General features: G+C 48.4%; 17 protein-coding genes. 15 read left to right on the forward strand and 2 right to left on the reverse strand.

The annotated features are described in order from the left end of the window. The first annotated feature begins 1 nt into the window (after position 1). Together FJ444_RS03650 and FJ444_RS03655 are read left to right on the forward strand one after the other, a co-directional pair. Complete coding sequence (locus FJ444_RS03650; RefSeq protein ID WP_140956569.1) at positions 2 to 739, forward strand: FlgO family outer membrane protein; 738 nt, start codon at positions 2 to 4, stop codon at positions 737 to 739. A gap of 2 nt (positions 740 to 741) precedes the next feature. Next, the gene (locus FJ444_RS03655; RefSeq protein WP_140956570.1) at positions 742 to 1,446 is read left to right on the forward strand and encodes a FlgO family outer membrane protein; all 705 of its coding nucleotides are present in this window, start codon (positions 742 to 744) and stop codon (positions 1,444 to 1,446) included. 27 nt (positions 1,447 to 1,473) lie between these two features. On the opposite strand, the gene mnmC is transcribed toward FJ444_RS03655, so the two are convergent. Beyond that, a complete protein-coding gene (gene mnmC / locus FJ444_RS03660) occupies positions 1,474 to 3,489 on the reverse strand; it encodes a bifunctional tRNA (5-methylaminomethyl-2-thiouridine)(34)-methyltransferase MnmD/FAD-dependent 5-carboxymethylaminomethyl-2-thiouridine(34) oxidoreductase MnmC (protein ID WP_140956571.1) in 2,016 nt (671 codons plus the stop codon). Between the two features lie 327 nt (positions 3,490 to 3,816). Between mnmC and fabB the strand changes: the two genes are divergently transcribed. The 12 genes from fabB to purF all read left to right on the forward strand — a co-directional run bounded on the left by fabB (position 3,817) and on the right by purF (position 20,196). Then, entirely contained in the window at positions 3,817 to 5,028 is a 1,212-nt protein-coding gene (gene fabB / locus FJ444_RS03665) for a beta-ketoacyl-ACP synthase I (protein ID WP_140956572.1), read from the forward strand. 105 nt (positions 5,029 to 5,133) lie between these two features. Next, a complete protein-coding gene (locus FJ444_RS03670) occupies positions 5,134 to 6,279 on the forward strand; it encodes a 4-phosphoerythronate dehydrogenase (protein ID WP_140956573.1) in 1,146 nt (381 codons plus the stop codon). 39 nt (positions 6,280 to 6,318) lie between these two features. Next, complete coding sequence (locus tag FJ444_RS03675; RefSeq protein WP_140956574.1) at positions 6,319 to 7,335, forward strand: aspartate-semialdehyde dehydrogenase; 1,017 nt, start codon at positions 6,319 to 6,321, stop codon at positions 7,333 to 7,335. A 426-nt stretch (positions 7,336 to 7,761) separates the two neighbouring features. Then, positions 7,762 to 11,250 carry a FimV/HubP family polar landmark protein gene (locus FJ444_RS03680; RefSeq protein ID WP_140956575.1) on the forward strand — a complete coding sequence of 1,163 codons (3,489 nt, stop codon included), beginning with the start codon at positions 7,762 to 7,764 and terminating at the stop codon, positions 11,248 to 11,250. A 402-nt stretch (positions 11,251 to 11,652) separates the two neighbouring features. Continuing rightward, positions 11,653 to 12,621, forward strand: coding sequence for a nucleoside hydrolase (locus tag FJ444_RS03685; RefSeq protein WP_181405050.1), 969 nt, complete (start codon positions 11,653 to 11,655; stop codon positions 12,619 to 12,621). 136 nt (positions 12,622 to 12,757) lie between these two features. Continuing rightward, entirely contained in the window at positions 12,758 to 14,164 is a 1,407-nt protein-coding gene (locus FJ444_RS03690) for a M28 family peptidase (RefSeq protein ID WP_140956577.1), read from the forward strand. A gap of 102 nt (positions 14,165 to 14,266) precedes the next feature. Next, on the forward strand, positions 14,267 to 15,055 hold the full coding sequence (gene truA / locus FJ444_RS03695) for a tRNA pseudouridine(38-40) synthase TruA (protein WP_140956578.1): 789 nt from the start codon (positions 14,267 to 14,269) through the stop codon (positions 15,053 to 15,055). A 168-nt stretch (positions 15,056 to 15,223) separates the two neighbouring features. After that, positions 15,224 to 16,069, forward strand: coding sequence for an acetyl-CoA carboxylase, carboxyltransferase subunit beta (gene accD, locus FJ444_RS03700; RefSeq protein ID WP_140956579.1), 846 nt, complete (start codon positions 15,224 to 15,226; stop codon positions 16,067 to 16,069). A gap of 19 nt (positions 16,070 to 16,088) precedes the next feature. Next, positions 16,089 to 17,348: a bifunctional tetrahydrofolate synthase/dihydrofolate synthase gene (folC, locus tag FJ444_RS03705; protein ID WP_140956580.1), complete on the forward strand. Its 1,260-nt coding sequence runs from the start codon at positions 16,089 to 16,091 to the stop codon at positions 17,346 to 17,348. A gap of 18 nt (positions 17,349 to 17,366) precedes the next feature. Next, the gene (locus FJ444_RS03710; protein WP_140956581.1) at positions 17,367 to 17,969 is read left to right on the forward strand and encodes an SPOR domain-containing protein; all 603 of its coding nucleotides are present in this window, start codon (positions 17,367 to 17,369) and stop codon (positions 17,967 to 17,969) included. Positions 17,970 to 18,172: 203 nt separating this feature from the next. Beyond that, positions 18,173 to 18,661 (forward strand): CvpA family protein, encoded by a 489-nt coding sequence (locus FJ444_RS03715; RefSeq protein ID WP_140956582.1) that lies wholly within the window; start codon positions 18,173 to 18,175, stop codon positions 18,659 to 18,661. Between the two features lie 14 nt (positions 18,662 to 18,675). Continuing rightward, positions 18,676 to 20,196 carry an amidophosphoribosyltransferase gene (gene purF, locus FJ444_RS03720; RefSeq protein WP_140956583.1) on the forward strand — a complete coding sequence of 507 codons (1,521 nt, stop codon included), beginning with the start codon at positions 18,676 to 18,678 and terminating at the stop codon, positions 20,194 to 20,196. Positions 20,197 to 20,279: 83 nt separating this feature from the next. Here the strand turns inward: purF and FJ444_RS03725 are convergent, their stop codons facing one another. Continuing rightward, positions 20,280 to 20,879, reverse strand: a complete 600-nt coding sequence (locus FJ444_RS03725) for a Yip1 family protein (RefSeq protein WP_140956584.1) — start codon at positions 20,877 to 20,879, stop codon at positions 20,280 to 20,282. 265 nt (positions 20,880 to 21,144) lie between these two features. Here FJ444_RS03725 and miaE point away from each other — a divergent pair, with 265 nt between their 5' ends. Beyond that, complete coding sequence (gene miaE / locus FJ444_RS03730; protein WP_140956585.1) at positions 21,145 to 21,900, forward strand: tRNA isopentenyl-2-thiomethyl-A-37 hydroxylase MiaE; 756 nt, start codon at positions 21,145 to 21,147, stop codon at positions 21,898 to 21,900. The last annotated feature ends 156 nt before the right edge of the window (positions 21,901 to 22,056 follow it).

A 22,056-nucleotide genomic window follows, 5' to 3' on the forward strand; every position in this document is an offset into this window, starting at 1 on the left:
CATGCGTAAGGTATTGGGATTAAGTGGTTTACTGACTGCGTGTGTCTTAAGCGGATGCATGAGTACCGAAGAAGACATGGCAAGTACCAGCGAGCCTGCTGCTGCCATGTCGATGAATGTGGTAGACATTACTGCCGCTGATCGCATGACTCGAGCGCCAATGGAAACAGACGAAGTTGATAGCTTTGGCGCCATTGGCCAGCCTCCGCTTTACTCCAGTATTCAGGGCGCCTATAAAGGTCGTCCGCTTACCAAGCATATTGGCGACTATGTTAAAGCGTTAACGCAGGATCTGATTGCCAACATGGAGTTTGTCAGCAATAAAACGCCGGTGGGGGTAACCCATTTTGCATTGCTCGACTCCGACCTGCAGCAAACCAATTTGCTGGGGCAACAAATGGCTGAATCCTTTGTGCATGAACTGCATAAGTTTCGTATTCCGGTAATTGATTACAAAGCCACAGACTTTATTCGCATTACCGAAGGTGGCGATTTTGTGCTTACCCGTGACTATCTCGAACTGGACGCAGGTCTGCCGATGGAATATGTGCTTACCGGCACTATGGCCAAGCATCAGGGCGGGGTGATGGTGAACGCCCGGATCATTGGGATCCAGTCGCGCGCCGTTGTAGCCAGTGCTCAAATGCTGATCCCGTTTTATGTAGCCGATGCACTTATTCCCAGCGATGGAAGCGAGCGCGGCAGAATGCGTGATGGTGTTAAATTAAGCCGGGGTTAATCATGCGCAAGGTATTACTCAGTGCAGTGCTATTAGGCAGTTTGGCAGGTTGTGCCAGTCAGCCGGATTCTGGCTATTTCTGGTTTGGCAAGGACGGTGAAGCGCCGTCTGTGCGTGAGCAGGTGCGCCCACCTCAGGGCAGTGGGCTGGAATACCGCCCGGATTCCCGCGATATTGAAATGTACCGCGACAGCCAGCCAACACCTGGCTATCAGGATCCGCTGCAAACCGGTTATTCACCAGACATGACCCACAAAGCATTGAACGATTACGCCGAACAACTGGCTATGTCGCTAATGGATGGTGCGGTTATGCTAAACACCGATCAGTTGATTGGTGTTGCCAGCTTTGTGCGCTTTAATCGCACATTACGCGAATCGACCATTCTCGGGAACCAGTTGTCTGAATACCTTATCCACGAATTACAGCAGTATGGGTTAGGGGTTGTCGACTTTAAATTGTCTCGCACGCTGGATGTCACCGAGCATGGCGATCTGGCGCTTACCAGAGAAGGTCAGCGTTTGGCTAAGCGTTTACAGATGGACCTTATCTTAACCGGCACGCTGGTAGAATTACCCAGAGGCGTGAATGTGAATGCGCGTATCGTGGCGGTGGATCAGCAACGGGTTGTCGCCAGTGCCACCATCTTTATCCCGTCATTTGTAGTGACATCACTGGTACCCACCGGACCGCTGGCCAGTGAGTAATGGGCCAGAACAGTCATGAAAGCCTCACTACTGAGGCTTTTTTTTCATCTCCCGCAATACAAAGCGTTCAGGAGCGAGTGCTTGCAATAAATCTTCTTCCATGGGCAGCGGTTCGCCGCACCATTGACTCACTAACACTTCTGCCATTAATGGCGCGGTAGTTAACCCCCGAGAGCCCAACCCGGTTAACACCGTTACCACCTGATCACTGGTGTTCAGCGAATAATCGGCAGGCCGCAAGCCTTTGTAGAGTTGTTCATACCGTTCAGACAGGATAGCTGGCGACATCACTGCTCCCACAACTGGCTGGTGGTCGGCAACACCCATGCGAATTGACGCCCGGGCAGTATTATCATGCGCAATATGCTGAGCCCACTCATGACCAGTCATGGCATTGGCATGGGTAGCCAGATTCTGTTCGCTTTCTTCTGGTCTGGCGTCGCACTGGGTATCGAGTTTTACATAGGTTGATCCCAATGCCATGCGGCCTTGCCAGCCAGGCGTCATGTAGCCTTTGTGACATAACACTGTGCTCAGTGAATCGAGCGGTGCTTGTTCAGGTATCGCTTCTACCTGACCACGCACTGGGCGAAGGGGAATATATGAAAGGGGATTCAGCTGTGCACTGTGATGCCCGCATGCCAGCACCGCGCGGGAAAAATGCCACTGCTGATTTGACTGCCTCGCTGTAACCAAGGCACTGCCTTCATGGTGTGTTACGTCTACCTCACCGCTATAGTGTTCAGTGAGCAGGCCAGTTTGCCGCGCAAGGGCCAATTGGGCATGAACCAGTTCCTGAGGGCTAATCCAGCCACCAAGCGGGCAGAACAAGCCACCGTGTTGCATGGGTAAGTTGGCAATTTCTGTCGCTTCTTCCCGTGTAACCGGGTATACAATTTGTTTTGGCCAGAGCTGATTATTCACCAGTTTATGTTGTCTGGATGCGATTTCATCGCTGAAGGCCAGTAGCAACACACCGCATTGAGACTGAGTAAAGGATGCGCCTTGTTCAACAAGGTGTTGGTAGTACCTGGCAGCATATAAAAAGCTGTGAGCCTGTATGCGAGCGGATGGACTTAAACTGGCTTGTAGTTGAGGGTAAAAGCCACCTTGCCGGTTGCCCGAAGCACCATCGGCAGGCTCCGAAGCGCAACCGAATAGTGTAACCCGAATGCCGCGTTGACACAGCGCTAATGCTACTGAACTACCAGCTAAACCTGCACCTATTATAGCAATGGTTTCAGTTGAGGTGATTGGCCGGTTAGGGTATCGATAGTGCCATGGTTGTTGCGTGCGGGCTTGAGGTACTTCGGTAAGCGTGCCCGTTAGCATGTCTCGCTTACGGCCAAAGCCTTTGCGCTTTTCTATGCAAAAACCGGCTTCTTTAAGGCCGCGTTTTACCACGCCCGCTGCGGTAAAGGTGGCAAATCCTGCACCAGGTTTACTGAGTCTGGCCATTTGCGTAAATAACGCGTCCGTCCACATGTCGGGGTTTTTGCTGGGCGCAAAACCGTCTAAAAACCAGCTGTCTACCAGCCCGTCTGCCGGGCAGTGCCAGGTTGGCAACAGGTCATGTACATCACCCAGCCACAAATCCACATGCGTGTGCCAGCGATCAAATTGTAGCCGGTGGCAACCGTTGAGCATGGGCGGATATTGTTTAACAAGTGTTTCAACCAGCGGAGCCACGTCGGGAAATACCGAAAGCGCCCGGGTTAAATCGGCAGGTTCAATGGGGAATTTTTCGGTACTGAGAATATACAAGCGCTTAAGCGGATGGCCTGGATTCATATCTCTGAATTGAGCAAAAGCCAGCATGGCGACCAGGCAGTTCAAGCCGGTACCAAATCCGGTTTCCGCAATCACGTAATGCGATTGAGAGCAGGTTAGCCAACGTTCGACTATATTATTGCCCTGTATAAACACATGCTGGGTTTCCTGAATGCCGCTGTCATTCGAAAAGTACACATCGTCAAATGCATCGGCTATTGGGGTACCCTGATCGTTAAAATGCACATTGGCGGGGCGCAAGGCGTCTGTCATGAAGCAGTCAAATTATCTCGTTAATATGGGCGGTATCATACCAGCAAGTGCATTTCGGTTCACGGTTCCCGGTTCACGGTTCCCGGTAACGGTTCCCGGAAACTGTTCTAGGCAATGGTTTGAGTCACCTGTTCCAGTCACCTGTTCCAATGTAAACTGTTCGACTACACTTGAACAAATCAATAATCTACGTAGCATAGGGCACTGATAACAATAATCTGTGGAATGACAAGGGCTTGATAACCCAGTTAAGTGAGATGCCAAAGAGCAGACCACTTGGCAATTGAAAATCGTTACCATAGGCGGCGTTAACGCAAAAGGATAATTATGAGAAGAGCAGTTATTACCGGGCTGGGCATCGTATCCAGCATTGGCACAAATCAACAAGAAGTCACCGCCTCGTTAAAAGCAGGTAAGTCTGGTATTACATTTTCTGAGCAATTTGCAGAAATGGGATTGCGCAGCCAGGTATGGGGCAATGTTGATATTGACCTGAAAGAACACATCGATCGCAAAGCGATGCGCTTTATGGGTGATGCCGCAGGTTACGCTTATGTTGCCATGCAGCAAGCGGTAGAAGACAGCGGGCTTGAGGCTTCTGATATTTCAAATATCCGCACAGGTATCGTTGCTGGTTCTGGTGGTGCATCATCTGAAAACCAGGTGGCATCTGCTGACATTTTGCGTGAAAAAGGCGTTAAGCGCGTTGGCCCATATATGGTGCCGCGTTGCATGGGTTCTACCGTGTCGGCCTGTCTGGCGACGCCATTTAAAATTCTGGGCGTAAACTATTCAATCTCTTCAGCTTGCGCAACCAGTGCACACTGTATTGGTAACGCGTTAGAACTTATTCAGCTGGGCAAACAGGATATCGTGTTTGCGGGTGGCGGCGAAGAACTTCACTGGGCACTGTCCTCTCAATTTGATGCCATGGGCGCATTGTCTACCAAATACAACGACAATCCGGCTTTGGCCTCACGTACCTACGATGCAGACCGCGATGGCTTTGTAAGCAGTGGCGGTGGCGGTATGGTAGTGGTAGAAGAACTCGAACACGCTCTGGCTCGTGGTGCAAAAATCTATGGTGAAATTGTAGGTTACGGTGCTACCTCTGATGGTTACGACATGGTTGCGCCATCGGGCGAAGGTGCCATTCGCTGTATGCAAATGGCCATGCAGGGCGTAAACAGTCCGATTGATTATTTGAATACTCATGGCACATCAACGCCTGTTGGTGACGTGAAAGAGCTTGCTGCGATTCGCGCGGTATTTGGTGACAAAGGTGTGCCGTTGGCGTCAACTAAGTCACTTACCGGGCATGCACTGGGTGCCGCTGGTGTAAACGAAGCTATCTACAGCTTACTGATGATGCAGCATAACTTTATTGCCCCGTCGATTAACATCGACAATCTGGATGAAGCCGCGCTGGGGCTGGACGTAGTAACGTCTACCCGCGAAGCACAGCTAAATACGATTATGTCGAATAGCTTTGGCTTTGGTGGAACCAACGCCACGCTGGTATTCAAGCGTTACAACTAAGCTAAGTCAGAATCGAAAAGGCGCCCGCTTTTACGCGGGCGTTTTTGTATTTATTGCCAGAAAAAATATCGCTCAGCAGAGCGCTTTGCTATAAACTGCGCGGTCATGAAAATACGTTTTGAAAATTCCATGCCGCTGGCCGCGGATTACCTGAATGCGTTTGGCTCTGCCGAAGGTTTTGAATCTGGCTCGTTAACGCCGGAAGACCTGGTGGACGTTGACGTACTTGCCGTACGCTCCACTACGAAAGTGGATGCCGACCTATTAAATTGCGCCAACAGATTGGCGTTGGTTGCAACTGCTACGGCTGGTTACAACCATATTGATACTGATTATCTCAAGCAACAAGGGATTGCCTGGACATCCGCCGCAGGCTGCAATGCGCAAGCCGTTGCAGAATATGTGCTGAGCGTGCTGGCTAACGCGCATTTATCGGGCAAACTGAATCTGCGAACTGCAACGATTGGGATCGTGGGAGCCGGTCACGTAGGAACGGCGTTGTCGATGCTGCTCGACGCCATATCGGTAAAATACCAGCTGTTTGATCCACCAATTGAGGAAGCTGGCGACAGCCGTAGGTTTGCAGACTGGCAATCGATTCTCATGTGTGACGTGATCACCCTCCATGTACCGTTGGTAAAGGGAGATTATTTCCCTACGGAAAACATGATTAACGCAGCGGTTTTGTCCCAACTTGGCGAAAGCCAGCTATTAATCAATGCGTGTCGTGGCGAAGTCATTGATGAAAGCGCACTTAAAACCCGTTTGAGGCAACCAGCAGCACCTACTGTGGTACTGGATGTGTTTTACAATGAACCCAACATCGATACCGACTTGCTATCGTTGATTTGGCTGGCAACGCCGCATATTGCAGGTCATACCGTGGAAGGCAAGTTGTTGGGCACTCAGCGTGTCTATGAATCAGTTTGCGAATTGATCGGAAAGACGCCAGAACTGACACTGGACGATTTTATTGCCTCGCCACAAGCAATTACACTGCAAGACAACGATAAATGGCTAAGTTGCTCATTATTGCCGGTGCTGACGGTCATTTTAAGCGTTTATGATATTCGCGATGATGACCATCACCTTCGCAAAGGCTTAAATGATGGTGTAGCGTTTACTCACATGAGAAAAAACTATCGGGTTCGCCGAGAACTGGCCGGTCATCAGATTGTCGCCGGGTTCAGCTTACATGCGGAAACTCTGGATATGCTCAAAAAATTGGGCATGCGAGTTCATTCGGTATAGTTATATTTATGCTTTACTACAACAGGAGAATACACTGATATGTCACAAGCCTTTAACGTAGCCGTGTTGGGTGCCACAGGTCTGGTTGGACAAACCATGATTGAGCTGCTCGAGCAACGGAAATTCCCGGTTGCTGAACTGTTTCCCCTTGCGAGCGAACGCTCAGCAGGCGGCACCATTACGTTTAAGGGAGAAGATGTAGAAGTTCTGGATGCAGAGACATTCGATTGGTCTTTGGTCCAAATCGCCTTTTTTTCTGCGGGTGGTAGTGTGTCTGCTAAGTATGCTCCCATCGCTGCTGACGCCGGTTGTGTGGTGATTGATAACACATCCCAGTTTCGTTACGAGCCTGATATTCCGTTGGTGGTGCCAGAAGTTAACGCTCATGCGCTGGCAGATTTTCGCAATCGCAATATCATCGCTAATCCAAACTGTTCGACCATTCAAATGCTCGTGGCACTGAAGCCACTTCACGAAGCGTTTGGCATTGAGCGAATTAACGTTTGTACTTATCAGTCGGTCTCTGGTGCAGGGAAATCTGCCTTGGAAGAGCTCGCCAAACAAACCGCAGGTTTGATGAATTCCCGTGAAATTACCCCGCAAGCGTTCAGCCGCCAGATCGCGTTTAACGTTATTCCGCAAATCGATGTATTTATGGATAACGATTACACCAAAGAAGAAATGAAAATGGTGTGGGAAACACAGAAAATCATGGGTGACGATAGCATTCTGGTGAATGCCACTGCGGTACGGGTACCTGTGTTCTATGGGCACGGCGAAGCCATCCATATAGAAACCCGTATGCCTATTGATGCAGAAGCCGCAAAACAACTGTTGGCAGATGCACCTGGCGTGAAGTTGTATGAATCTCGTGACGAGTTCCCAACCCAGGTTGGCAATGCCAGTGGCAATGATTTGGTTCATGTTGGACGAGTACGAAATGACATTTCACATCCATCAGGGTTGAATTTGTGGGTAGTGTCAGACAACATTCGCAAAGGTGCTGCCACAAACAGTATTCAAATTGCTGAAGTGTTGATTCGCGACTACCTTTAACCTAACTTGCTGACAAATTTAATAAACTTATAGTAAGTTTGGTCGATAATAAACCAGAGCTTGCTGTTTGCACCGGTATGGCATGGTCTGCATTTACTTTGCGGATGGCCTACCGGCGTACTAGTGATAAAGGTAAAATGCCCGGGCTTTGGTGATGTGGATGCAACATTCCCTAGATCGACCCGACCAACTGGTTTATATTTTATGAATAACGCAATGAGTGAATTGCTCACTTTATTGCTTCGAGATGAACAGAGCAAAATAGCGGTATTTGCTGGCGCTAGCAAAGTCGTTATTACCCAATAAACCAGGGCGATTGCCAGAATAACAACAATCTCACTCAACAAACGTTAACGCAGTTGAGTGTGCGGGTGCAGACAATCCAGTATTGTGTCTGCGCAGCGCTTGAGGGCATAAAGGAACGCTATGAAATTGCATTTAACGGGCTGGTTATTACTAATAATGCTATGCGGCATTGTTAGCGATCCCGTTTCAGCGCAAACCACGCCGTTACGTGGGCCAAAAAATGCCACCGACCAGTACTCTGGTGCGGTGTACGGTCCCATTGATTCTCAGGACACCCTGTGGCGTATAGCTAATCGCTACCGTCAGAACCAGAACCTGTCGATTTATCAGGTTATGGTTGCTATTTATGAGCTCAACCCCGACGCCTTTGAACAACAAAATATCAATCTGATGGTAGACGGCGCTGTGCTAAAACTGCCCTCCGATCGCTACATAGCCAGAATTGATCCCGTTAAAGCGCGTCAGAAAGCCGAGGCTGACGATGCTGCCTGGGCTCGAATGGAATCTAAGCCAGGTGACAGCCTGAAAAACCTGAAGCCACCTGTGCCTTTGGTGAATCAGGATGACCTCACACAAACCAAATCCGAATTAGAAAAACAATTAGTGCAAATTGATCAGTCTCAGGCTCGTCAATTTGAGGAACTGCGCAATCAGTTCGCCATGTCCATTGATAGCGTGCAAGCGTTACTGGATGACAATCGCAAACTCTATGACCGCATCGAAAAAATAAATGTTGATTTAGAATCGCTGCGCGGCAGGGTAGATGTTGAAGTTGAGAGCAAGGTAGAAGAGCAGTTAGCGCTACAACGGGAATTGAAGGAAATCCTGTTGAGCGATCGCGCAGCTAAACAAGCTGAACAAGCCAGTTCACTTACCGCCATGTTAACCAGTCCAATGGCAATGATAGCTGGAACGGCGCTGTTAAGTTTATCATTTATTGCAGGCCTTGCCGTGTGGTTAATGAAACGCAAGTCTGCCCCGGAAGAGCCGGGCATTAAGCTTCCGGAAAAGAAAAAGCCGGAAGTCGATGAAGGCATTGCTGATCTATCTACCGCAATAGACGGAGGATTGGACGATAATGAACTCTCTGATGAAGAACTTTTCAATGATGACGACTTGCTGGATGATGTGCTGTCTACTGAGCTTGAATCCTCGCTGAACGACGATGATTCGTTTGCAGAACTCAACGACGACATGTTGGTACCAGATGATCATGATCCGTTTGAAGAGGGCGATAGCGAGCTTGATCAGGATGAACTGGATAGTCTCTTCGACGATGAATTTGCTGACGACCCTGATGATGACGCCATTGATTTATCGGCTGATGATGATTTGTTGGAAGATTTTGAGTCTGAACAACAAGCCTCCGAGTTAGCTGACTTCACGGAAGCGGATGACAAAGATTTAGCTGCCTCAGGTGAAGATCAAACCAGTGATGAAGAACTGGCCGCGTTATTAGAAGACCCGCAGCAGGTGTATAAATCTGAAACAGATACCATCGACTCTGAAGACGATATTGATGCGCTGCTGGCAGCAAATTCTGTTAATGATGACTTCGATATTGACGATATAGATGCCCTGCTTGATGCCGAAAAGGCCTCGGCAAAGGGGTCTGATGAAGCAGACTTCGACCTTGATTCAGCGTTTGATGAAGATGAACCTGATCTAGCCCCCGCTATTGAAAGTCCCGCTAACGACGATATTGATGATAAACCAGAAATCTCTATTGATGATTTGTTAGAGGCAAATAAGCCAACTGCCGAAGATAAAGCCTCGTTACCCGTCGATGACGGCCCGGTAAGCGAAGATATGCTGGGTAAACTTGATGAGGAAATATCACAGCAGGCACAAGCGCTGGATCGCCTGACCGACAGTATCATTAACGAAATCGAACAGATTGAGATGATGGGCGACCTGGCTGGCGATTTGGACGAAGAGGAACTTGAGGATGAGTTCGTTCCAAATAGCTCAAATCCGCAGAGTGACGTTGAGTCTCGGTTGCAGAGTATTGATGACTTAGCGGACGACCTCGATGAAATCAATGTTGATGATATCGAAAATGCGGATGTATTCGACGATCCTTTGTCAGATGAATTGCTTGCTGAACTGGAAGCTGAATTACCAGACGATGATGACATCGAGATTACGCCATTGCCGGAACCCCCTGTGGAGGACATCGATGAAGAGAATTTCGAAGATGATGTATCAGATGACCTGACAGATGAACTGTTGCAGGAATTGGGTGAGTTTGATTCCGAACCTGTCAGTGAAGACGAAGCAGATATTGACGTTGATGACGATTTCACCGACGAATTGTTGGACGATCCGCTAACAGATGAGTTACTGGCTGAACTTGATGCAGACCTCGACGATATCTCTGAGTCTAAATCTGAGGATGCAGCTAGCGAGTTCGACAACGAAGAATTACCGGATGACGCGCTAACAGATGAATTACTGGCTGAGCTTGAGTCAGTTGAAACAGAAGATGAGCCTGCTGAAATGTTGGATGCAGGGTCGGACGAAGTCGAGAGTGAGTTGCCAGTTGATGGCGAAGAAGTGCTTGAAGAGGAATCAGAGAGCGAACTTTCAGAGACTGATGATCACATATCTGACGATACCGATTCGCACGAAGTAGAAGAGGACCTCACTAAAGCCATTCTGGAGGAACTGGATGAGCTTGACAGAGCTGATGCGCTGGCGGAAGAACAAGCCATTGCTGCCTCACAAGTTAGTGAGGCAACACATGCGCAAATCGATACAGATAGCGAAGAAGAATTAACCGGCGAAGCCGCATTTGAAAAAGCCCTTGCCGATTTTGACAAGCAAATGATGGACGATATTCCATCGTTCTCTGAGCAAACTGGTAACAGTGCATCCAACGCCAAAGACGACTTTGACGATGATTTGTTGGGGCAGGCGCTGGATGACTTTGAGAAAGAGCTGGACAATTTTGAGTTAGAGCAGGAACAGGATGGCGTGCTACCCGGTGAACAGGACGACACCGAACGTTATCGCGCTGATATTGATGAGCTCGATGATGTGCCGGGCCTTGATGACTGGTTGAACGATGAAAGTGGCGAAGAAGCTGCGATTCTGGACGAGCTTGATAACAGCGAATTCGATGAATTATTAGGCGCCATCGATAACGAAGAAAATGAAGACAAAGCGCTTAAAAACTTCAAACTGGAAAACCCGGATTTAGATTTACAGGCGTTGTTTAGTGAGGGCGGTGCTAAACCAACCGAAGACAGTGCTTCTGACGATTTAACTGAAGTTCAGGACAGCGATCCAATCGACGCTTCTATTGAAGATGACTTCGTGGATGTAGAAACACTGATGGCAGAATCAGATGCCACCGACGAAGACCAATCCGAGCGTGAGCTTGATTTAGACGTTAGCTTATCTGAATTCAGCGGCGTAAGTGACGATGATGACGTATTTGATATCGACAAAGACGCCGGTCAGAACGCCAATCTGGATTTAGCCAGAGTGTATATCGAAATGGACGATCCTGAAGCGGCCAGAGAACTGCTTACTGAAGTAATGGATAAAGGGTCTGACACTCAGAAAGCTGAAGCCACAGAATTACTAAAAGCACTGGAATCCTGATTCCTTTTAATCGTCAGCCTCGGGGACTTCAGCGCGTCATCCCCGAATACCGATTCCCCGTCATCCCTAAATACCGATTCCCCGTCATCCCCGAATTTGCGAAGCAAATGTCGGGGACCTCATTGCGAAGCCAGATGTTTCAGCCACTGTTGCAAGTATCAGCAAGATCCCTGACAACGCTTTGCGTTTCAGAGATGATGGGTGAAGTTGCGCGTTTCAGGGATGAAGGATATTACTGCGCGCATCAGATATGCTCAGAATAATTTCAAATTATCCGATCAACACCGAATACCCGAATAACCATAGATTAAATATATAGGCTGCCAAAAAATGCCTATTTTACGTTTGTGCATTCCCATCGCACACTTTCGTTACAAACTGGTTAACAACAATGACAACGAAATGAAAATGTTATTTAATACTGTGGTGCGAACATCTTTACTGTTTGCCGCACTTTTTTGCACAGGCTCTAAGGCTGAAGAAAGTTTCATCATTCAGCGCGCCAGCGCCAGGGTAATTATCGATAACGACTTCGCAGGTGATCCGGATGGCCTTGCCGCACTTGCCCATCAGGTTCTGAGCAAAAAAACACAACCGGTACTAATAACGGTAACCGGGCTTGATCCGAACCTTGCAAAATTCACCTACGGTACAGAGGACACCGCTCAGGCTGGCGCGCAAAAAGCAACAGCGTTACTGAGATTGCTCAACCTCGAGCAAATCCCTGTTGCGTATGGATTTGATTACTTGGAAAGGCAGCATCAGGCGCCTTCCGCTGCAGCAAGAGCCATCGTGGATGAAGCCATGAAAGACAGTGAACTACCGCTGTTTTTCACCTGCGGCGGCCCACTTACCAACCTGGCTGAAGCGTTAAAGCTTGCGCCGGATATTGCAAAACGCATGACAGTCATTTGGATTGGTGGTGGCGATTACCCAAAGGGTGAACATGAATACAATTTAGCAACCGATTTACAGGCTGCAAAATATGTCATTGAGCAAACCTACGTCCCTGTTTGGCAAATTCCTGTGAGTGCCTATCGCCAAATGCAATATTCGGTGGCGGAAATGCGTCTGGACTTCAAACCCATATCACCCTCAACCGAATGGCTGTACAACCAGTACACCCATCTGCCACCTTTTGTAGATATGGGGGGATCACTCACAATGGGAGACCATCCACTGGTGACATTCACTGCGTTGTCTACCCAAAGCAGCCTAAACGAAATGCGCTTTGCCCGAGCGATAAACGCTGACGGCACCTACGCAGAGGAATTAAACAACAGAACTATTCGCGTGTTTCATTCTGTGGATGCCCGACTCACCTTTGCCGACTTCCTGGCGGTAATGAAATTGAATGCTCACTCGCAGTAAGTTGAGCCTGAATGCCTGAATAGCCCTGTCGCAGGTTAACCTTAAGCGGTCGACAGGTGCTTTGTTTTCGCTTCGAAATCTGCTACCAATAGACTCAGGTGCTAAACACATAAACGCATAAGGTAACAAAATAAAAATGAAAACAATGAAACGTCCACTGGCAGCAGCACTATTGGGGATCACCAGTGCTATTTTTTCAGCGAGCAGCGCGGCCGCATTGAGTGAACAGCAAGTGGCTGTGATGGACTCAATTAACACCACCGTAAAACAAGATACGTTGTCGTATTCACTGATTGAATCGCTGACCACTGAAGTAGGACCGCGAATGGTAGGTACACCTGGTTCAGATCTCGCTACCGAATGGGCTGTTAAAAAGCTCAAGTCGCTGGGATTCGACAAGGTATGGATTGAAGAAAGTCAGGCTCAGCTATGGCAGCGCGGTGACTTAACACTCCAAATCAATGCACCATTTCCGCATAAAGTAGTTGGACTGGCGTTGGGTGGCAGCGTGGGCACCAATGGCAAACCGTTAACGGCTGACGTTGTGCATTTTGAAGATTTAGCGGCGCTTCAGGCTGCGCCAGCAGGCAGCCTGAAAGGCAAAATTGCTTACGTTGGTTACAAAATGGAGCGTCATATCGACGGGCATGGTTATGGTAAGGCCGTAGGCGCACGTGTCGCAGGCGCATCTGCTGCCGCCAGTAAAGGCGCAGTGGCGTTTTTAATGCGCTCGGTAGGTACCGATTCCAACCGCATTGGCCATACCGGCGTGATGCGTTACGACGACGCTCAACCCAAGATTCCGGCCATCGCTATTTCTAATCCGGATGCCGATTTGCTGGAAAATATGTTTAGCCGCAATCAGCCCATTTCGTTCACCATTAACACGAATGCCAGTGGTCCAACAGGAAAAACCGTCACTATTGCAAATGTCATTGGCGATGTTACCGGCAGCAGCAAACCCAATGAGGTGGTTACCCTTGGTGCGCATATCGACAGTTGGGACGTAGGAACCGGCGCGATTGACGATGGGATTGGGATGGGCATCATAATGGCAGCCGGCCATTATATTGCCACGTTACCAGAGCGTCCGGCCCGGACATTAAGGGTGATTTTATTTGCCGCCGAAGAAGTGGGTCTGGTTGGTGCAGAAGATTATGTGAAACGCCACGCCGGTGATATGGCGCAACATGTTATTGGGGCAGAGTGGGATTTCGGCAATGGCGCTATTTATAAAATGGAACCCGGCGTTGGTCCAACGGCACTCAATGCAATTCGCGATCTTGCTGAATACCTGGCACCAATGGGGGTGGCATTGGCCTCTACCAATACCGCAAAAGGGCAGTCAGACATGAGCCTATTAGGCAAAGCTGGCCAACCGGCTGTTAATTTTGCGCCAGATGGCCTGGATTACTTTGATTTTCACCACACTGAAAACGATACGCTCGATAAAGTGGAGCAGGACGCGTTAAAAGTGAATACCACTATTTATACGCTGTTTGCCTACTTTGCCACCAGCAGCGATACCGATTTCAGAAAATAAGCAGTAAATATTCGCAGGGAAGGGCTTTTCTTCCCTGCAAAATTGCCCCTTCGAACGCCTTATAATACACTTACGCCCCCGTATAATTATTGCTGTATACACATGACACGAATTGCACTAGGTATCGAATACGATGGCGCACAACATTTTGGCTGGCAACGTCAGCGGGAAGTGCCAAGTGTTCAGGAACATTTGGAAAAAGCCCTGTCTACGGTAGCGAATACCCCCATTGAAGTGCAATGTGCAGGCAGAACCGATGCTGGTGTACACGCAACCGGTCAGGTTGTGCATTTTGATTTCGATGCCGAGCGACCGGTTAAAGCCTGGACCATGGGAGTGAATGCCAATTTGCCCTCGTCGATTGCGGTAAAATGGTGCTGTTATGTGCCAGATGATTTTAATGCGCGTTTCTCTGCCACCGGCAGACGCTACCGTTATGTTATCTACAATCACAAAATGCGTCCGGCAATATTAGAAAAGGGCATCACGCATATTCATCGTCCGTTAAACGAAGCGCTCATGCATGAAGCAGCTCAGGCATTATTGGGTGAACAGGATTTCAGCGCCTTCCGAGCTGCGCTGTGTCAGTCGAAAACGCCGTTTCGCAACGTTACCCATGTGTCAGTGACCCGCCATGGTGCTTTTGTGGTGGTAGATATCAGTGCCAATGCGTTTTTACATCACATGGTGCGAAATATTGTTGGTTCACTGGTAGAGATTGGCTCCGGTTATCAACCGGTAAATTGGATCGCTACCTTGCTTGCTGGCCGCGATCGTACGCAATCTGCCGCAACTGCGAAGCCAAATGGACTCTATCTGGTTAAAGTAGATTATCCCGAGGCGTTTGGCTTGCCTGAGCAGCCACTTGGGCCGTTATTTTTACCGGGTTAACTTCTAAGACCAGTTTTACTTTTCGCTATTGCGTTGAATATGCTCTAATATGTCGCCATATTTCGGTAAATCCGTTATTAGTTAAAAATTCATCAATCCTGTTACGGCTGGCACTAACAATCAGTAAAAAGCGCAGCAGTGATGGGCTTAAAAAAGGAACTCTCTGGCATGAGCTGGATTCAAAAAATTCTTCCAAAAACACAAACGTCTACCAAAGGCAATGTACCTGAGGGGATTTGGACAAAATGTACTGGCTGTCAGGCGGTACTTTACAAACAAGAGCTGGAAAAGCTGCTTGAAGTGTGTCCGAAATGCGATAATCACATGCGAATTACTGCTCGTAAACGTCTGGATGCTTTCTTAGATATAGGCGATCGCAAAGAACTGGCTACGGAACTGGAGCCGCAGGATATCCTCAAGTTTAAGGATTCCAAACGGTATAAAGACCGCATCGTTGCAGCACAAAAATCAACCAACGAAAAAGACGCGTTGATTGTAATGAAAGGCAAACTAAAAGGCATGCCGGTGGTAGTAGCCAGCTTCGAATTTGCTTTTATGGGCGGTTCGATGGCATCGGTTGTGGGTGCGCGATTTGTCGCTGCGGTTAACGCCGCCATCAAAAACAAATGCCCATTGATTTGTTTCTCTGCAAGTGGTGGTGCACGTATGCAGGAAGCCCTGCTTTCGCTCATGCAAATGGCTAAAACGTCGGCAGCACTGGCTAAGCTAAGTGAAAAGGGCCTGCCTTACATCTCAGTTATGACCGACCCTACGATGGGTGGTGTATCTGCGAGTCTGGCCATGCTAGGCGACATCAACGTAGCCGAACCTAAAGCGTTAATTGGCTTTGCTGGCCCGCGTGTTATCGAACAAACCGTGCGTGAAAAGCTACCAGAAGGCTTCCAGCGCAGTGAGTTCCTGCTGGAGAAAGGCGCCATTGACATGATTGTGGATCGCCGGGAAATGCGCGATAAACTGCATAGCGTACTCAGTAAGTTACATCGTCCAGACTAGTCTGTAGTCGCGACTAAATATGACAACGTCTCGCACACTGACTCAGTGGTTAGCGTACCTGGAATCCATCCATCCCACGGCTATCGACATGGGACTGGACAGGGTTAAGCAGGTCGCTGCCACCCTGAATATTCACTTTAATTCCCGTGTCGTTATTGTTGGTGGTACCAACGGTAAAGGCACAACCTGTGCCCTTATGGAACAAGCACTGCTGCGCAGTGGAAGAACTGTAGGGGTTTACAGTTCCCCGCATTTACTCGATTATCGCGAACGTGTGCGTGTGCAAGGCGAATTGCCAGATGAGGCCGTGTTTTGCACTGCTTTCCAACAGGTAGAAAAGGCGAGGGGCAGTATCAGCCTGACCTATTTTGAGTTTGGCACACTGGCCGCCATGCTAATGTTAATGCAGGCAGAGCTTGATGTGGTGATCCTGGAAGTGGGGTTGGGCGGTCGGTTAGATGCCACTAACATTGTGGAAACAGATTGCGCGGTGATCACCAGCATTGGCCTGGACCACCAGGATTGGCTGGGCGATACCCGCGAGAAAATTGCAACAGAAAAGGCCGGCATTATACGGCAAACTGGCAAGGTTGTGATTGGTGAACCACAGCCGCCTGAAACGCTCATCGATGCGGTAAAGCAAAAGCAAGCAAACGCGCTGTGGCAAGGCAAAGACTTTTCAATTAGCGAAACTGCGCAAGGATTGCTGTTATTGCACCCCGATGGCCGCACTATCGCGCTGCCGGATACGGTGATCCCCGCAAATAACGTTGCCACTGCTTTTGCTACGCTACATCACCTGGGATACACATTCGATGATGCTGCGCTAGCAGACGTTGTGGCCAATACCAGGTTGCCGGGTAGGCGACAACTTATTGCAACACAACCTAAAACGTATCTGGATGTGGGCCACAACCCTCAGGCCACAGAATCGCTTGCTACGTGGCTCACAAAACAGTCATTCACATCGCTTCACATTGTGATGGCCATGCTGAAAGACAAAGCCCTCGGGCCATCTTTAGCGCCATTCGCGCCTTTTAATCCAGTCTGGTATGTAGCATCAACCGAAGGCCCCCGAGGACTGTCTGCTGAAGCGCTGAGTAAGGCTGTACCCGTTGGTCAGACTCAACAGCAGTTTGCTCATGTAACCGACGCATTTTACGCCGCACAGGCACTAGCTACACAAGCACAAGCAGGAAATGATGCGTTAATATTGGTAGTAGGATCGTTTCATACTGTTGCAGATATTTTAGCGTTACCGCACAATACACTAAAATAACAACAGAGTGAGGCCGCAGTGGCGACAGCGTTACAAAACAGACTAGTGGGAACCGTCATTCTGGTGGCAGTGGCTGTTATCTTTTTGCCCGACATGTTGGATGGCAGAAAAACCAGTAATCAGGATGTGTTCGTAAACGTTCCGCCAGCCCCCAATCAAAAGCCCATCGTGAATCCGGAGCCGTTTCCTGCCGATCGCGTTGCGGCGGCAACACAGCGCCCGGTTGAAATTGTAAATGACATTGCGGTGGACGACGAATCCCAGGACCCGCCAGTAGCCGCCAATGAGCAAGTAGTTACCGCTGAAGCCAGTTCGGCGAGTAACGACGATTTAGCCCGTCAAACCGTTGTAGAAGCGCCTGATGAAGCATCAAGTGGCAGTGGGTGGGTCATTCAGCTTGGCAGTTTCAGCCACCAGAAAAATGTTAAGCAATTACTGGATAAACTGGAAAACGCGGGATACCGGGCGTTCAGTAAACCAATCATTACAAGTTCAGGTCCGCTTACCAAGGTATTTGTAGGGCCGAATCTGGATAAAAGTGCGCTGGAGACCGCGCTGCCACATTTGCAGGAACTCACTGGTCTAAAAGGCAAAGTCACCACATTCAGTGTGAATGGGTAATTGTATTTTCGTCTGAATTACTTAAATAAGTTGTTCTAAAAGCAGGAAAAATTCCGGTATAGTGGGCATCGACCATCCCACTTTGTTGCTGAGTAAAATTGCTGCACTGGTAATCATTCTGACTTCTGGTAGAATGCGCGCGAATTCGACGCGGTGTGCTGTATATTTTCGCAGAGCAACGCTTACTAGGTAAGATATCGACGATGAATTGGCTGGATTACGCAATAATCGGTGTGATCGCGCTCTCAACTGTAATTAGTCTGGTGCGCGGCTTTGTAAAAGAAGCTATCTCTTTAGCGGTATGGTTTGCCGCGCTCTTTATCGCCAGCCAGTTTTACGCCGACCTCGCGGTGTACTTCACCAGAATCAACGATGAGTTAATCCGAAATGGGGCCGCAATTGCCGTGTTATTTGTGGTAACGCTTATTCTCGGCGCCCTGGTCAATCACGTAACCAGCCAGCTGGTAGAAGCCACCGGCCTTTCTGGCACAGACCGTGCGCTGGGCGCGGTTTTCGGTGGATTACGCGGCATTCTCATCGTAAGTGCGCTATTATTCTTTCTGGATACCTTTACGCCATCTGCTTCGTCCACCTGGTGGGAGGAATCGGTACTGGTGCCAGAATTTGCAGTGATTATTGAGTGGTTTTTTAGCTACGTAAAAGACAGCTCCAGTTTTTTAACTCCCGCTTAAAATAGGTAACCCAAATGTGTGGTATTGTCGGAATTGTTGGTAAAACACCGGTTGCTCAGTCCTTGTACGACTGTTTAACCGTGCTACAGCATCGTGGCCAGGATGCTGCAGGCATAATGACCGTCGATAACGGTGTGTTCAATCTGCGTAAAGACAATGGATTGGTGAGAGACGTGTTTCATACGCGTCATATGAAGCGGTTAACAGGCAATATGGGTATTGGTCATTGCCGCTATCCTACTGCAGGCTCGTCAAGCTCCGCAGAAGCGCAGCCGTTTTATGTTAATTCGCCATTTGGTATTGCCTTTGCGCACAATGGAAACCTTACCAATGCGCATATTCTCCAGGAAGAAGTGGCCCGCAAAGCGCGTCGTCACGTGAATACCACGTCTGACTCCGAAATCCTGTTAAACATTTTTGCTCACGAACTTCAGAGCAAAACTACCGGTCTCACCGTATCGCCAAAAGACATCTTCGATGTAGTAACCAAAGTACACAATAAGATCCGTGGTGCTTACGCAGTGGCAGCTGCGGTGATTGGTTTGGGGTTAGTGGCGTTTCGCGACCCTCACGGTATTCGTCCGTTGGCGTTAGGTAAACGCATAACAGAAATGGGCGACGAGTACATGGTTGCCTCCGAGAGTGTTGCGCTTGATGCGGTTGGCTTTAAATTCATTCGCGACGTTGCTCCAGGTGAGGCGGTATTTATTACGGAGCAGGGTGAACTCTTTACACAGCAATGTGCCGAAAATCCTGTTACGTCGCCATGTATTTTTGAGTTTGTGTATTTTGCGCGCCCGGATTCCTTTATTGATGGTATTTCGGTGTATGCGTCACGCGTGAATATGGGCAAAAAGCTGGGCGAGAAAATCGCGCGTCAATGGGCTGATTTAGACATCGACGTGGTGATCCCGATCCCTGAGACTTCAATGGATATCGCGCTGCAAATCGCTAACACACTGAACCTGCCTTACCGTCAGGGCTTTGTGAAAAACCGCTATATCGGCCGCACGTTTATTATGCCTGGCCAAACTATGCGTAAAAAATCGGTACGCCGTAAACTGAACGCTATTTCTTCTGAGTTCAAAGGCAAAAACGTGTTGCTGGTAGACGACTCCATTGTACGTGGAACCACCTCGGGGCAAATCATCGAGATGGCGCGTGAGTCGGGTGCCAAGAAGGTTTACTTCGCGTCTGCTGCACCAGAGATTCGCTTCCCTAACGTGTATGGTATCGACATGCCATCGGCAAATGAGCTCATTGCTTATGGCCGTGAAATCGACCAAATCTCTGATCTGATTCAGGCCGACGGACTGATTTTCCAGGATATCAAAGATTTGGTAGAAGCTGTTCAGCAGGAAAACCCGCAGATCAAGCGCTTTGAAACCTCGGTTTTCGACGGTAACTATATTACGGGTGATGTTGACCAATCGTATCTGGAGCGTATCGACATAGCACGAAGCGAAAAGGCCCGTCAGGCTCCGGTGATTCAGGCTGAGTTGTCGAATCTGGAAATGCATAACCTGGACGCCTGATGCGTGTGTTGGTTAACCAGAATTGAAAAAGCCGTACTCAGTACGGCTTTTTTTATGCAGTAAACAAATTATGTCAGGAGGTGTTAGTGGGAATATACCGGGCCCATGCCCATGCTCCAAAGAATGACGGTACTGGCCATTAGAATTACCAGCAAAACCAGCCCACAGGTCACTACTGAACTTGAGTAGATAAAGCCTTTTTCTTCAGGAATGTGCATCAGAATAGGCACACCTGAATAAAGCAGATATACCGAGTATGACAAACCAACTAAACCCACGGTCATAATGAACCACAATTCAGGATATAAACCAGCGAAACCCACCATAAACAGAGGCGTTGCGGTGTATGCGGCAAGCTCCAGTGATTGCGTATACGTGGGCGCGGCATCAAATGCGTTCGCCAGTTCGTGGATCAATATTGCCAGTAGCACTACGCCTGCAATTAAACCAAAGTACATGCCTACACTCATGGTAATGGCGCTTTGCTGAGTGAGCTTGATAACGTCACCTGCACCAATACTCCATCCCAGATGTGCAGCTGAATAATAACCAATAATCGCTGGAATTAACGCAATAACAGCAATGTGGCTGAGTGCATAAAAGTAATTTTCGTGACGCTTATCGATGGTTTGCCATTCTTCTTTAGGGTGTGTGTAAATTCCCCACAAGTGATTTAGGATCATAATGCCTCCCGGCTGGTTGGTCTGTTATTAACCATATTATTTATAATAATGTTAATTATTTAACATTGTTGTTACATTTAGTCTTATCTAAGTACAAATTTAAGTCAACACTTTTGGTTAAAAAATGATCTCGAATGGCAAACTGCTTTATTTGAGTAAATAAACTCATCACATGGGAACAGCACAATAGTGGCGACAGCACTTAGAACCCAAAGGCTCCTGTGATACACTTCGCCAGCGTTTTAATGTGTACAGAGAGAGTCCTTTGCAATCGTTACTAGCCCCCATAAAAACCTTTTTAGGCTGTGAAACGCCACATGCCTGGGTTGCAGAAGCCGCCAAACCTGAAAATCTGCCTATTGTGTTATTGGATCATCTTGTATGTGAGCTTAAGGCAGCTCAATCAGCGATGTTTTTGATCCGCCGTTATGCAGTTGATAAAGAAAGCGGTGATGCGCTGTTGGCTTGGTTAAAGCCATTCGAGGATTTCACATATCGAAAAGTAGGGGATTGGAAGGCGCTGGCGAATCATGAAAAACTCTCTAAATCCATGATCCCAAAATCAGGCACGCCTTATGGTCAGGATTTGATTGATAAAATGGTACTGTTGATAAAAGAAGAGTTGCATCACTTTTATCAGGTACTTGAAATCATGGAAGGCTATGGCATTGCCTACGACACTATCAGTTCGAGCCGCTACGCTAAAGGCTTACTGCAACATGTGAAAACCCATGAGCCGGCGGCATTGGTTGATAAATTGATATGCGGTGCATTTATTGAAGCGCGTTCCTGCGAACGATTTGCGGCGTTGGCCCCGCATGTAGATAAACCCCTTGGTGATTTTTATATCTCGTTACTACGCTCTGAAGCGCGCCATTATCAGGATTATTTAACCCTGGCAGAAGAGATTGCGGGTAAGGATATTACCGAGCGGGTAGCGTTTTTCCGATCCGTTGAAGCGAAATTGATTTCTGCGCCAGACGAAGATTTTAAATTTCACAGTGGTGCACCGGTGCATTAATACCAATTCCTGGCTAACCGCTTATACTCGCTACTGGTTGTAAAACGACGGTCTTTCAGTCCGTCTTACCTGCTTTTAATAATCACAGACACTCACTCCATTCGTCTTAGTTGCGATTTGTAATATATTTTAAATATCTAATTAATATAAGATTTT

Origin of the sequence: Aestuariibacter sp. GS-14, from assembly GCF_006494365.1 — a bacterium.
Taxonomy (GTDB): Bacteria; Pseudomonadota; Gammaproteobacteria; order Enterobacterales; family Alteromonadaceae; genus Alteromonas; species Alteromonas mangrovi.

Coding starts and splice junctions, on each gene's coding strand:
- FJ444_RS03655 (WP_140956570.1), top strand. CDS start 742: ATGCGCAAGGTATTACTCAGTGCAGTGCTATTAGGCAGTTTGGCAGGT.
- FJ444_RS03685 (WP_181405050.1), top strand. CDS start 11,653: ATGAAAATGTTATTTAATACTGTGGTGCGAACATCTTTACTGTTTGCC.
- mnmC (WP_140956571.1), bottom strand. CDS start 3,489: ATGACAGACGCCTTGCGCCCCGCCAATGTGCATTTTAACGATCAGGGT.
- fabB (WP_140956572.1), top strand. CDS start 3,817: ATGAGAAGAGCAGTTATTACCGGGCTGGGCATCGTATCCAGCATTGGC.
- FJ444_RS03725 (WP_140956584.1), bottom strand. CDS start 20,879: ATGATCCTAAATCACTTGTGGGGAATTTACACACACCCTAAAGAAGAA.
- FJ444_RS03650 (WP_140956569.1), top strand. CDS start 2: ATGCGTAAGGTATTGGGATTAAGTGGTTTACTGACTGCGTGTGTCTTA.
- folC (WP_140956580.1), top strand. CDS start 16,089: ATGACAACGTCTCGCACACTGACTCAGTGGTTAGCGTACCTGGAATCC.
- accD (WP_140956579.1), top strand. CDS start 15,224: ATGAGCTGGATTCAAAAAATTCTTCCAAAAACACAAACGTCTACCAAA.
- FJ444_RS03690 (WP_140956577.1), top strand. CDS start 12,758: ATGAAAACAATGAAACGTCCACTGGCAGCAGCACTATTGGGGATCACC.
- FJ444_RS03680 (WP_140956575.1), top strand. CDS start 7,762: ATGAAATTGCATTTAACGGGCTGGTTATTACTAATAATGCTATGCGGC.
- truA (WP_140956578.1), top strand. CDS start 14,267: ATGACACGAATTGCACTAGGTATCGAATACGATGGCGCACAACATTTT.
- FJ444_RS03675 (WP_140956574.1), top strand. CDS start 6,319: ATGTCACAAGCCTTTAACGTAGCCGTGTTGGGTGCCACAGGTCTGGTT.
- FJ444_RS03670 (WP_140956573.1), top strand. CDS start 5,134: ATGAAAATACGTTTTGAAAATTCCATGCCGCTGGCCGCGGATTACCTG.
- FJ444_RS03715 (WP_140956582.1), top strand. CDS start 18,173: ATGAATTGGCTGGATTACGCAATAATCGGTGTGATCGCGCTCTCAACT.
- purF (WP_140956583.1), top strand. CDS start 18,676: ATGTGTGGTATTGTCGGAATTGTTGGTAAAACACCGGTTGCTCAGTCC.